Annotated in this window: 11 protein-coding genes and 1 pseudogene; 9 read left to right on the plus strand and 3 right to left on the minus strand. The window is 73.0% G+C overall.

Annotation, left to right across the window (positions count from 1 at the left end):
• Nucleotides 1–214 precede the first annotated feature (214 nt).
• The 7 genes from KIF24_RS03665 to glmM all read left to right on the plus strand — a co-directional run bounded on the left by KIF24_RS03665 (nt 215) and on the right by glmM (nt 5381).
• Nucleotides 215–400, plus strand: a complete 186-nt coding sequence (locus KIF24_RS03665) for a hypothetical protein (RefSeq protein ID WP_221082752.1) — start codon at nt 215–217, stop codon at nt 398–400.
• A 338-nt stretch (nt 401–738) separates the two neighbouring features.
• A complete protein-coding gene (locus KIF24_RS03670; RefSeq protein ID WP_221082753.1) occupies nt 739–996 on the plus strand; it encodes a DUF6364 family protein in 258 nt (85 codons plus the stop codon).
• Nucleotides 986–1279, plus strand: a complete 294-nt coding sequence (locus tag KIF24_RS03675; protein WP_221082754.1) for a type II toxin-antitoxin system PemK/MazF family toxin — start codon at nt 986–988, stop codon at nt 1277–1279. The genes KIF24_RS03670 and KIF24_RS03675 overlap by 11 nt, the downstream gene beginning before the upstream one ends.
• A gap of 107 nt (nt 1280–1386) precedes the next feature.
• Nucleotides 1387–2754 (plus strand): NarK family nitrate/nitrite MFS transporter, encoded by a 1368-nt coding sequence (locus tag KIF24_RS03680; protein ID WP_221082755.1) that lies wholly within the window; start codon nt 1387–1389, stop codon nt 2752–2754.
• Nucleotides 2755–2961: 207 nt separating this feature from the next.
• Nucleotides 2962–3405, plus strand: a complete 444-nt coding sequence (gene rplM / locus KIF24_RS03685) for a 50S ribosomal protein L13 (RefSeq protein ID WP_221082756.1) — start codon at nt 2962–2964, stop codon at nt 3403–3405.
• 20 nt (nt 3406–3425) lie between these two features.
• Nucleotides 3426–3890 (plus strand): 30S ribosomal protein S9, encoded by a 465-nt coding sequence (gene rpsI / locus KIF24_RS03690; protein ID WP_102658823.1) that lies wholly within the window; start codon nt 3426–3428, stop codon nt 3888–3890.
• A 135-nt stretch (nt 3891–4025) separates the two neighbouring features.
• Entirely contained in the window at nt 4026–5381 is a 1356-nt protein-coding gene (gene glmM, locus KIF24_RS03695) for a phosphoglucosamine mutase (RefSeq protein WP_221082757.1), read from the plus strand.
• On the opposite strand, the gene KIF24_RS03700 is transcribed toward glmM, so the two are convergent.
• Nucleotides 5382–6572 carry a pyridoxal phosphate-dependent aminotransferase gene (locus KIF24_RS03700; RefSeq protein WP_221082758.1) on the minus strand — a complete coding sequence of 397 codons (1191 nt, stop codon included), beginning with the start codon at nt 6570–6572 and terminating at the stop codon, nt 5382–5384.
• A 157-nt stretch (nt 6573–6729) separates the two neighbouring features.
• Between KIF24_RS03700 and glmS the strand changes: the two genes are divergently transcribed.
• Nucleotides 6730–8643: a glutamine--fructose-6-phosphate transaminase (isomerizing) gene (gene glmS / locus KIF24_RS03705; RefSeq protein WP_221082759.1), complete on the plus strand. Its 1914-nt coding sequence runs from the start codon at nt 6730–6732 to the stop codon at nt 8641–8643.
• Nucleotides 8644–8654: 11 nt separating this feature from the next.
• On the opposite strand, the gene KIF24_RS34295 is transcribed toward glmS, so the two are convergent.
• Both KIF24_RS34295 and KIF24_RS03715 read right to left on the minus strand, forming a co-directional pair.
• Nucleotides 8655–10274, minus strand: a complete 1620-nt coding sequence (locus tag KIF24_RS34295) for an alpha/beta hydrolase (protein ID WP_221082760.1) — start codon at nt 10272–10274, stop codon at nt 8655–8657.
• Nucleotides 10271–10567, minus strand: a complete 297-nt coding sequence (locus KIF24_RS03715; RefSeq protein ID WP_221082761.1) for a type VII secretion target — start codon at nt 10565–10567, stop codon at nt 10271–10273. Before KIF24_RS03715 ends, KIF24_RS34295 begins: the two co-directional genes overlap by 4 nt.
• Before the next feature lie 220 nt (nt 10568–10787).
• On the opposite strand from KIF24_RS03715, the pseudogene KIF24_RS03720 reads away from it, so the two are divergent.
• A pseudogene (locus KIF24_RS03720) lies at nt 10788–12255 on the plus strand (NAD(P)H-hydrate dehydratase).
• The last annotated feature ends 23 nt before the right edge of the window (nt 12256–12278 follow it).

A 12278-nucleotide genomic window follows, 5' to 3' on the forward strand; every position in this document is an offset into this window, starting at 1 on the left:
GTCAAGAGCCGCTCACACTGCACGTCGGCTGGGGGCAAGCTTGCAGGGTCCGCAATATGGAACAGACCTCCTGCTATTTGGGAGACGGCATGGGTGTGGCCGAGACGTTCGACGCGGTGGCCAGCGGTTACGATGCGTCACGCCGCCGATTGGTGCCTGGAGGACACCGGCAAGCGAGACCTCTACCGGCGGGCGGCCGGGACGCTGCGGCCCGGTGGGATCCGAGGCCGGGCTTGAGGACGTGGACTGCTACTTCAAGGCGTGGCGGCTCGCCGTCCTCGGCGGCTGCGCTCCGGGCCCGGTCGGCCGCGCTCCGTCGAGTGGGGCTGGGCCGCGTCGAGCAGGGCTGGGCCGTCGAGCGGGGGAGAGCATCAACCTGCCGCGCGCACTGTCGAGCTGAACCGCTTTCGCTCTCAGGTTAGGTCCGGGCTCCGCCCCGGAACTGCTGGACATCGATTGAACTGCGGACGGTCGGCTGAGCTGCGGGGTGCTGCGGTGAGGCTGTCGAGCCAAGGGCGATGGCGCCGGCAGAAGGCGATCGAGCTGCGGAAGTCGGCACGGCGGTGGAGCAGAGGCGGCGGCGATTCGTCTGCGCTATCAGCTCGACAGCGCCGGCGGGTGGGACGTGGCCGGCGGGTGGGGACAGCACCGGCGGGTGGGACAGCACCGGCGGGTGGGACAGTGCCGGCGGGTGGACTGGGATGACTGGCGGTCATACCAGTGGGTAGGCTGTGCGGCATGACTGCCAAGGTGACTTTGTCGTTCTCGGACGAGACGATCGCGGAGGCCCGGCGGTTCGCGAAGCGCGAGGGGCTCTCGCTCTCCGCCTGGATGGACCAGGCGGCCCAGGAGAAGGCGCTGCGCGAGGTCTTCGCCGCCCACGCCGCCGCCGTCGGGCGCGCCGGGCTGGATCTGGAGTCCGCGTCCCTGGCCGACGCCCAGGAGGTGGGCCTGGTCGACGATCTGCTCTTCGGCGGTCGCCCGCGTGCTGCGTAGGGGCGAGGTCTGGCGGATCGAGGGGGCTCGGGAACGGCTCGGGCTGGTGGTCAGTTCCGATGTCTACAACTCGACCGCGGTGCCGATCGTGATCGTGGCCGAGGTGGTCGAGGCGGCGCTGCTGCGCGACTCGCCCCTGGCGGTACCGATGGGCCGCTGGGTGGTGATGCCCGACCGGGTCTCCTCGCCGATGAAGAAGTGGTTCACCGAGTGCGTCGACGTGGCCGACGCGGAGACCATGCGGCGGGTCGACCGCGCGCTGCGTATCCTGCAACAGCTCTGATTCGACGCGGTCCTCACCACCGTCGGCCACCCGTGGTGCGATCCCCGTTGCCCGGCCGACCCGAAGGGCGAATGCGGCGGTAACGGCCGCTACCTAGCTTCTGCGCCATGACCACCACGAGCGCGAAGCCAGCGGTAATCGAAGCGGAAGACCTGGACCGTCGACCAGGGCGATGGATCGGGCACTGGGCCCCGGAGGATCCGGGCTTCTGGCGGGGCGTCGGCAGTGGTGTCGCCCGCCGCAACCTCATCTGGTCGATCTTCGCCGAGCATATCGGTTTCTCGGTGTGGCTGCTGTGGAGCATCGTCGTCGTCCGGCTCGGCGACGCCGGTTGGCAGCTGACCACCAGCCAGGCGCTCTGGCTGACCGCGGTGCCCAGCGGGGTCGGCGCACTGCTGCGGCTGCCGTACACCTTTGCCGTGCCGGTGTTCGGCGGCCGGAACTGGACCGTCGTCTCCGCGCTGCTGCTGATCGTGCCGTGCGCCGGCCTGGCCTGGGCGGTCGAGCATCCGGAGATCGGCTTCCTGCCCCTGCTGCTGATCGCCGCGACGGCCGGGCTCGGCGGCGGCAACTTCGCCTCCAGCATGGCGAACATCTCCTTCTTCTACCCGGAGCGGGAGAAGGGCTGGGCGCTGGGGCTCAACGCCGCCGGTGGCAACATCGGGGTGGCCGTGGTGCAGTTCGTGGTGCCCCAGGTGATCGTGCTCGGCGGTGGGCTGGTGCTGGCCCGGGCCGGCCTGATGTACATCCCGCTGGCGGTGATCGCCGCGGTCTGCGCGTACCTCTTCATGGACAACCTGGTCGAGGCCAAGGCCGACGTCGGGCCGGTCTGGTCGTCGCTGCGGCACCGCGACACCTGGGTCATGTCGCTGCTGTACATCGGCACCTTCGGCTCGTTCATCGGCTACTCGGCGGCCTTTCCCACCCTGCTCACCTCGGTGTTCGGCCGGCCGGACGTGGCGTTGGCGTGGGCGTTCCTCGGGGCGGGGGTGGGCTCGTTGTGCCGGCCGTTCGGTGGCCGCCTGTCCGACCTGGTCGGTGGCGCCCGGGTCACGGTGGCCAGCTTCGTGCTGATGGCCGCCGGCGCCCTGGCCGCGCTCTGGTCGGTCGAGCGGCGCAGCATGGGCGTGTTCTTCGCGGCCTTCCTGCTGCTCTTCGTGGCCACCGGCGTCGGCAACGGCTCGACCTACCGGATGATCAGCAGGATCTTCCAGGTCAAGGGGGAGGACCAGGGTGGTGCGCCGGAGGTGATGCTGTCGATGCGCCGGCAGGCCGCCGGCGCCCTGGGCATCATCTCCGCGGTCGGCGCCTTCGGGGGCTTCCTCGTGCCGATCTGCTATGCCTGGGCGCGGTCGACCTACGGCGGCATCCAGCCGGCACTACGCTTCTACGTGGGGTTCTTCCTGGTGCTGCTGCTGGTCACCTGGGCGACGTACCTGCGGCCGGGAAGCCGGATGGCCCGCGCAGGGGTGTGATTCCGATCATGCCGGCCCCGTTCGGCACGCCGGCCGGACCCCGTTTTGACCGGCCGGCGGGGCTGCGGGTATCGTTACCTGCTGTTGTACGACATCTGTGGGCGTGCCGCCTGAGGTACGCTTGGTCGTTCGTGCGCGCTGTTCGGCCGGGAGGTCCTGGTCACCTCGGCGCGCGACCCCAGACCGACGACGAGACAAGGTAGACCTGTGCGTACGTACAGCCCGAAGCCGGGTGAGATCGAGCGTCAGTGGCACGTCATCGACGCCTCTGATGTCGTGCTGGGCCGTCTGGCCACCCACGCCGCCACGCTGCTGCGGGGCAAGCACAAGCCGACTTTCGCGCCGCACGTCGACACGGGCGACTTCGTCGTCGTCGTGAACGCGGGCAAGGTCGCGCTGACCGGCAACAAGCGCCAGCAGAAGATCGCCTACCGGCACTCCGGTTACCCGGGTGGCCTCAAGCAGGTCGGCTACGAGGAGCTGCTCTCCAAGCGCCCCGAGCGGGCCATCGAGCTGGCGGTGAAGGGCATGCTTCCGCACAACAAGCTCGGCCGTCAGCTGATCAAGAAGCTGAAGGTCTATGCCGGTGCCGAGCACCCGCACAGCGCGCAGCAGCCGGTGCCGTTCGAGATCAAGCAGATCGCGCAGTGAGCGCGGGCGAAGGAAGCAGCATGACCGACATCACCGCCACCGAGGTTGCCCCCGAGGCCACCGAGGCGCCGGCGCCCGTCGCCCGCGCGCCTCGTGGTGACCGCCCGATCCAGACCGTGGGTCGGCGCAAGGAGGCCATCGTCCGGGTCCGTATCGTCCCGGGCACCGGCAAGATCACTTGCAACGGGCGTGACCTGGAGGCCTACTTCCCGAGCAAGGTGCACCAGCAGCTGATCAAGGATCCGCTGGTCACCGCCGAGAAGCCCGAGGCGTTCGACGTCATCGCCAACCTGCGGGGCGGCGGCACCACCGGCCAGGCCGGTGCGCTGCGGCTGGCCATCGCCCGGGCGCTGATCGTCAACGAGCCCGACGACCGCCCGGCGCTCAAGAAGGCCGGCTTCCTGACCCGGGACGCCCGGGTCAAGGAAAGCAAGAAGTACGGCCTCAAGAAGGCCCGCAAGGCTCCCCAGTACTCGAAGCGCTGACCTCCAGCCGCACCTTGTACTTCTGACGGACGGCCGGTCCGCCTCCCCTCACGGGGGAGGTGGGTCGGCCGTTTCCGTCTCTTCGTGGCAGGGCAGTTTCTCCCGCATCGGCAGTTTCATCGGAGGTTGGTGGGTATGGGCCGGTTGTTCGGCACAGACGGCGTACGCGGGCGGGCAAACGCCGATCTCACCCCGGAGTTGGCGCTGTCGGTGGCGGTGGCCGCCGCACACACCCTCGCCGAGTCGGATCGGAGCCACGCGCCGCTGGCCGTGGTCGGTAGGGACACCCGGGCCAGCGGCGAGATGCTGGAGGCGGCGGTGGTGGCCGGGCTGACCAGCGCGGGCGCGACGGTCATCCGGGTCGGCGTGCTGCCCACGCCGGCCGTGGCGTTCCTCACCGCGGAGGCCAAGGCGGACCTCGGGGTGATGCTGTCGGCCTCGCACAACCCGATGCCGGACAACGGGATCAAGCTCTTCGCCGCAGGCGGGCACAAGCTGCCCGACGAGATCGAGATGCGGATCGAGGCGGCTGTCGAGGCCAATGCCACCACCGCCTGGAAGCGCCCGGTCGGCGCGGGGGTGGGCCGGGTGCACGACCTGCTCGATGGCGCGGACCACTACGTACAGCACCTGGTCGGCACCGTGGCGCACCGCCTGGACGGGATCAAGGTCGTGGTCGACTGCGCCAACGGCGCCGCCGCCGAGGTGGCCCCGGTGGCGTACCGGGAGGCCGGCGCCGAGGTCATCGCGATCAACGCCGAACCCGACGGACTCAACATCAACGACGACTGCGGGTCCAATCACATCGAGGCGCTGCGCCAGGCGGTCGTGGAGCACGGCGCGCACCTCGGCCTCGCGCACGACGGTGACGCCGACCGTTGCGTGGCGGTGACCGCCGACGGCGACGAGGTCGACGGCGACCAGGTGATGGCGATCCTCGCCCTGGCCATGCGGGAGGCCGGCACGCTGACCGCGGACACCCTGGTGGCCACCGTGATGAGCAACCTCGGTCTGCGTCTGGCCATGTCCGCCGAGGGCATCCGGCTGGTCGAGACCAAGGTCGGCGACCGGTACGTGCTGGAGGAGTTGCGCGCCTCCGGACTGGCGCTGGGCGGCGAGCAGAGCGGACACATCGTGCTGCCGGCGTACGCCACCACCGGCGACGGGGTGCTGACCGGGCTGCACCTGATGGCCCGGATCGCGGCCACCGGCCGGACCCTGTCGGACCTCGCGGCCGTGGTGACCAAACTGCCGCAGGTGCTGATCAACGTGCCGGTGGGCGACCGCACCGTGGGCGCCGCCGCGCCCGCCGTCCGCGCCGAGGTCGAGCGGGCCGAGGCGGAACTGGGCGAGACCGGGCGGGTGCTGCTGCGCCCGTCGGGCACCGAGCCACTGGTCCGGGTGATGGTGGAGGCCGCCAGCGAGGCGACCGCTCGGGAGGTCGCCGAGCGCATCGCCGCCCAGGTCCGCACCGCGAGCCCGCCTTCTTGATCAACTCGCCTGGTTGGCGCGCAGCCGGGAGACCGCTTCGGTGAGCGCCTCGGGGCGCTTGCAGAAGGCGAACCTGATCAGCCGCCGGCCGGCCTCGGGATCGTCGTAGAAGACCTGGGTCGGCACGGCCACCACGCCGCACCGCTCGGGCAGCGCGCGGCAGAACTCGACACCGTCGCGCCCGCCGAGGGCGGTGACGTCCGCGGTGACGAAGTAGGTCCCCTCGGGCGTGAGCACGTCGAAACCGGCCTCGGTCAGCCCGTCGACCAACTGGTCCCGCCGGGCCTGTAGGCCGGCCCGGAAGCCGGCGAAGTACGAGTCGGGCAGCCCGAGTGCCACCGCCACCGCCGGTTGCAGGGGTGCGGCGTTGACGAAGGTGAGGAACTGCTTGACCCGCAGCAGCGCCGAGACCAGCGCCGGCGGTCCGCTGGCCCAGCCCACCTTCCAGCCGGTGCAGGAGAAGGTCTTGCCGGCCGAGGAGATCCGCAGCGTACGCTCGCGCATTCCGGGCAGCGTGGCCAACGGCACGTGCCCGCTCGCCGCGTCGGTGAAGGCCAGGTGTTCGTAGACCTCGTCGGTCACCGCGTACGCGCCGTGCTGCTGGCACAGCTCGGCGACCAGGGCGAGTTCGGTCGGGGTGAACACCTTGCCGGTCGGGTTGTGTGGGGAGTTGAGCAGCACCAGTCGGGTGCGGGTGCCGAAGGCGGCGCGCAGCGTGGCCGGGTCGAAGGCGTACCGCCCGTCGGGGCCGGGGCGCAGGGTGACCGGGCGCCGCACCGCCCCGGCCAGCGCGATCGAGGCGGCGTACGAGTCGTAGTACGGCTCGAAGCAGATCACCTCGTCACCGGGTTCGCAGAGGGCGAGGATCGCCGCGGCGACCGCCTCGGTGGCACCGGCGGTCACCACCACCTCGCCGTCCGGGTCGTACTCCAGCCCCCAGAATCGGCGCTGGTGCGCGGCCACGGCCGTGCGCAGCTCGGGGATGCCCGGTCCCGGCGGGTACTGGTTGCGGCCGGAACGCAGTGCCTCGGCCGCGGCGGCGAGCATTTCCGGCGGGCCGTCGGTGTCCGGAAAGCCCTGCCCGAGGTTGACCGCGCCGGTGCGCGCGGCGAGGGCGGACATCTCGGCGAAGATCGTCGTCCCGAACGGGCGCATCCGGGTCACCAGCGGGTCGACATCGGTGCTCGTCACGCCCGTCAGGGTACGGGTGCGATCCGCCGGGTCGATTCGCGCGGGCTGGGTGCTTTGTGACTGCGATCACCGACGCGACCTAGAATGCTCAAATTCAGTGATTGTTTACCCGGGTTTCGCGCAGACATCGTGAGCGAAACTGGTTAGGCTGCCTGTCATGTGTGGAATCGTGGGTTACGCCGGTGGCCGACCGGCGCTCGGCATCGTGCTCGACGGCTTGCGGCGGCTGGAATACCGCGGCTACGACTCGGCCGGCGTCGCCATCGTCTGCGACGGGGAGCTGCTGACCGAGAAGAAGGCCGGCAAGCTGGCCAACCTGGAGAAGGTGCTCTCCGAGCGGGCCGCCGAGGACCCGAGCGGCTGCGGCGCCAGCCCGATCGGCATCGGCGACGGCACCACCGGCATCGGGCACACCCGGTGGGCCACCCACGGCGGCCCCACGGACCGTAACGCCCATCCGCACCTGTCACCCGACGGCCGGGTCGCGGTGATCCACAACGGCATCATCGAGAACTTCGCCAAGCTCCGCACCGAGCTGGAGGACGAGGGCGTCCAGTTCACCAGCGACACCGACACCGAGTGCGCCGCCCACCTGCTCGCCGCGGCCCTGGCCGACCTGCGCGCGGCCGGCCAGCCGGACGGGCCGCAGTTGCTCGCCGCCGCGATGCGGGTGGTCTGCCAGCGGCTGGAGGGCGCCTTCACGCTGCTCGCCGTGGACGCCGCGGTGCCCGGCGCGGTGGTCGGCGCGCGCCGCAACTCACCGCTGGTGGTCGGCCGGGGCAACGGGGGGAACTACCTCGCCAGCGACGTGGCCGCGTTCATCGAGCACACCCGCGAGGCGGTCGAGCTGGGTCAGGACCAGATCGTCCTGATCACCGCCGACACCATCGAGATCACCGACTTCGAGGGGCAGCCCGCCAGCGGCAAGGACTTCCACATCGACTGGGACTCCTCGGCCGCGGAGAAGGGCGGCTACGACTGGTTCATGCTCAAGGAGATCGAGGAGCAGCCGCAGGCCGTCGCCGACACGCTGCTCGGCCGGCTCACCGAGACCGGTGAGATCGCCCTGGACGAGGTCCGCCTCAGCGACCAGGATCTGCGCGACGTCGACAAGATCTTCATCGTCGCCTGCGGTACCTCCTACCACGCCGGGATGGTGGCCAAGTACGCCATCGAGCACTGGACCCGGATCCCCTGCGAGGTGGAGCTGGCCAGCGAGTTCCGCTACCGCGACCCGGTGCTCGACCGGTCCACCCTGATCGTGGTGATCTCGCAGTCCGGCGAGACGATGGACACCCTGATGGCACTGCGGCACGCCAAGGAGCAGAAGGCCCGGGTGCTGGCCATCTGCAACACCAACGGCTCCACCATCCCCCGGGAGTCCGACGCGGTGCTCTACACCCATGGTGGGCCGGAGATCGCCGTCGCCTCCACCAAGGCGTTCCTCACCCAGGTGATCGCCTGCTACCTGATCGGCCTGCACCTGGCCCAGGTGCGTGGCGTCAAGTACGCCGACGAGGTGGCGGCCGTGGTCGAGCAGCTGCACCAGGTGCCGGGCAAGCTGCGCGACCTGCTCGGGCGGATCGAGCCGGTCCGCGAGCTGGCCCGGGAGCTGAAGTCCGAACCGACGGTGCTGTTCATCGGCCGGCACGTCGGCTACCCGGTGGCGCTGGAGGGGGCGCTGAAGCTCAAGGAGTTGGCGTACATGCACGCCGAGGGCTTCGCCGCGGGCGAACTGAAACACGGCCCGATCTCGCTTATCGACCGGGGCACCCCGGTGATCTGCATCGTCCCGTCCCCGGTGGGTCGGGGCATGCTGCACGACAAGGTCGTCTCCAACATCCAGGAGGTGCGCGCCCGTGGCGCCCGCACCATCGTGATCGCCGAGGAGGGTGACGAGTCGGTCGTCCGCTACGCCGACCATCTGATCCACGTGCCGCGTACGCCGACGCTGCTCGCCCCGCTGGTGACCACGGTGCCGTTGCAGGTGTTCGCGGCCGAGATCGCCGCCGCCCGGGGACACGACGTCGACCAGCCGCGCAACCTCGCCAAGTCCGTCACCGTGGAGTAGCCCGGGGGCGGTCACCGGTCGAGGACGATCCGGGCCATGCCGTCCAGGGCCGGATTGGCCGGATCCCAGTAGCCGGTGTGGCCGTGCCGGCCGCTGGGAAACGTCCGGCCACCGAAGGCCGGATCGGCCGGGTCGCGGCCGAACCAGCGTTCGTCGCCCGACCCGGTCAGCAACCCCGCGATCGTGCCGATCGGGGAGACGCCGAGCAACGCCTGCCGGGCCAGGTCGTCCGGCGGGCGGGTCAGCCGGATCACGTCGTCCGGGGCGGTGCTGGCCCACACCTGCCCGGCCGGCACACCGAGTTCCGTCGCGTGCGCCACGCCCACCCCCGGTGAGCCGACGAAGACCAGTGCGTCCGCGGCCAGCCCGTGATCGCGTGCGGCCGTGCCCACCACCAGCGACCCGTAGCTGTGCCCGAGCACGGTCTGCCGGGCCGGCGGCCCGTCGTGGGTGGCCCGCAGCCCCTCCTGGAAGCGGTGCAGCGCGTCGCCGCCCGCGCGGGCCTGCCCGTCCCAGGCCGCCTCGTGGAGGAAGTCCGGCGCGTCGTAGTCCAGCCAGAGCACCGCGGCGGTCTCCTCGCCCGGTGCCAGTTCGGCGCAGCGGGCCAGCACCCGCCCCGCCCGGCCCAGTTCGCCGGTGGCGTCGTCGAGCCCGGTGGTCATCCCCGGCACGTAGGTCAGGACACCGGCGGCGCGGTCCGGATTGCCCAGCGTCACCACCGCCCGCCCTTCGCCGCCGACATCCAGCCCCAGCAGGTACGCCCGCGGCGGCTGGGGCGAATCCAGCCGGGCGGCGAGCGCGTCCAGGCCGGTCAGGGTGGCCTCGACGCGGCGCAGCCCGGCCAGCTCCAGCGCCCCTCGGGGCACCCGCCCCAGCAGCTGCTCCCACTGCGCGAGCAGCGCCTCCCGCCGGAGCCCGAGCAGCAGCCGGTTGGCCTGGTCACGTGCGGCGGCCGGCACGCCGTCGAGCCGGCCGACCAGTTCGGGCTCGTGCACCACCAACCACCGCCGCTCGGCCGGTGTGAGCCCGGCCCACCAGAGGCGCACCAGGGCGGGATCGGCGGGCGGGGCGGGTCGCTGCGGCGGCGGTTGGACGGCCCAGCCGGAACCGGCCGCCGCCGCCAGCCGGCCGAGGCGCGCGGCAGCCTCCCGGTCGGCGGCCGTGGCCAGGTCGAGGGCGTTCCCGATGGCCGTCGACACCGGCAGGACGGTGGGACCGGCCCGGTCGGCCGGAACCCGGGCCGGGTCGGCGCGGACCTTTCCCCAGCGGTCGATCAGCACGCCCGCGGTGGCGGCCAGCGCCACCGCGCCGGCCAGCCGGGCCCGCGCGGCCGACAGCCGCGTGGCGAACTCGGCGAGCACCTGGTCGGTCTCGATCGCCGCCGGGACCAGCGCGACCAGCTCGGCCCGCAGCCCGGACAGCCGCGCACCGGCGGCTCCGGCGGCGTCGCCGGACCAGCCGGCCCGCAGCGCCGTGGCGCCGTCGGCCAGCTCGCCGGCCCGTCGCTCGGCCAGCCCGGCCAGGCCCGCCCAGGCCGCCCCGCTGGCCCGCCAGGCGGCCGGGTCGGTCGTCGAGAGCTGGGCGTAACCGACCTGCCCCGGTGCGGACCGGGTCGGCGTCGACCCGGTCACCGGGGCAGCGCCGACAACCGGGCGGCGGCCCGCGCGTCCACCGACTCGTACGCCCCGGCGGCGGCCCGCACCGCGTCACCGGTCTCCGCGACCCGGGCACCGAGCCGACCGGACCAGGCGTGCACCGACGCCTCCAGTCGGGCCAGCGCCCCGGCCGTCGACCATTCCCCGGCCGGTGCCGCCAGTCCCGGCACGCCGGCCAGCCCGTGGGCCAGCCGGTGCCCGGTGTCGCCCAGCGACCGCCCGATCCGGTGCAGCAGCTCCGGCCGCACGGTCAGCTCGTCCTCGGTCATCGACCCCTCCCGCCTCTCGCCCACGACGCAGACGACGCTAGGCGGCACGGGGCGGCTGCGGGGGTGCCCTGTGGACGACCGGCGGCGGGCGTACCGCGAGGTTGTCCACAGGCGTTGCCGGGCACCCGGCCGGCGGCTATCTTGCGGCGCCCGCGCCGGTAGGGTGGGCCGCGTGATCGTCGCCGGCTGAGCGTCGGGCGCGGGGAACCGGAGGTGTGGCATGAGGCCGGTCTGGCGGGTGGCGGACGTACGCGCGGCGGAGGCGGCCCTGATGGCCACCCTTGCGCCCGGCACGCTGATGCAACGCGCGGCCGCCGGCCTGGCCCGACGCTGCGCCCTCCTGCTCGCCGACCGGGGCGGGGTGTACGCGGCGCCGGTGCTGCTGCTCGTCGGTTCCGGTGACAACGGCGGCGACGCGCTGTACGCCGGGGCCCGCCTGGCGCGACGCGGCGCGGCCGTGTCGGCGTTGCTGCTGCGCCCGGGACAGGCCCACGCCGAGGGGCTGGCCGCGTTGCGGGCCGCCGGGGGCGGATCGTCGAGCGCCCACCGGCCGTGGTCGACCTGGTGCTCGACGGCATCGTCGGCATCGGTGGTCACGGCGGGCTGCGGGAGCCCGCCGAGCAGCTCGCGGCGAGCCTGCTGCGCCACCGCGGGCGCGACGGTGCCCGGGCGACGGTGGTGGCGGTGGACGTGCCCAGCGGGGTCGAGGTGGACACCGGGGGCGTGCCGCTGACCCCGTCCGGCCAGCCCAACGCGGTGCGTGCCGACGTGACGGTGGCCTTCGGCGCGTTGAAGCCGGCGCTGGCGGTCGGACCCGCCGCGGCGCTGGCCGGCGAGGTGGAGCTGGTCGACATCGGGCTGGCGCCGTGGCTGCGGGGCAGCCCGGCACTGCACGTCGTGCAGTGGTCGGACGTGGCCGACTGGTGGCCCGCGCTCGGTCCCACCTCGGAGAAGTACACCCGGGGAGTGGTCGGCGTCGCCACCGGTTCCGCGACGTACCCGGGCGCGGCGGTGCTCTCCGTCGGCGGTGCGCTGGCCGGCCCGACCGGCCTGGTCCGCTACGCCGGAGGCGCCCGGGACGAGGTGGTCCGCGAGCATCCCTCGGTGATCGCCACCGGTCGGGTGGCCGACGCCGGCCGGGTCCAGGCGTGGGTGTGCGGCTCAGGGCTGGGTACCGGCGAGCCGGCGGCGGCGGAGCTGCGGACCGTACTCGCCGCACCGGTGCCGGTGGTGCTGGACGCCGACGCGCTGACCCTGCTGGTGGACGGCTCCCTCGCCGACCGGTTGCGCGGGCGCGACGCACCGATCGTGGTCACCCCGCACGACCGGGAGTTCACCCGGCTCTGCGGCGAGCAGCCCGGCGCCGACCGGGTCGCCGCCACGCTGCGACTGGCCGCCTGGATGAACGCGGTGGTCCTGCTCAAGGGGGACCGCACGGTGATCGGCACACCCGACGGGCGGGCGTACGTCAACCCGACCGGCACCCCGGCGCTGGCCACCGGCGGTACCGGTGACGTGCTGGCCGGACTGCTCGGCTCACTGCTCGCGGCCGGGTTGCCGCCGGAGCGGGCCGCCGCCGCGGCGGCGTTCCTGCACGGGCTGGCCGGTCGGGAGGCGGCCCGGGTGGCCCGGTGACCGCGCCGGACGTGGCCGCCGCGCTGCGTCCCGTGCTGGCCCGCCTGCCCTGACTACCCGCCGCGGTGATCAGCGC

This window comes from Micromonospora tarapacensis (assembly GCF_019697375.1).
Taxonomy (GTDB): Bacteria; Actinomycetota; Actinomycetes; order Mycobacteriales; family Micromonosporaceae; genus Micromonospora; species Micromonospora tarapacensis.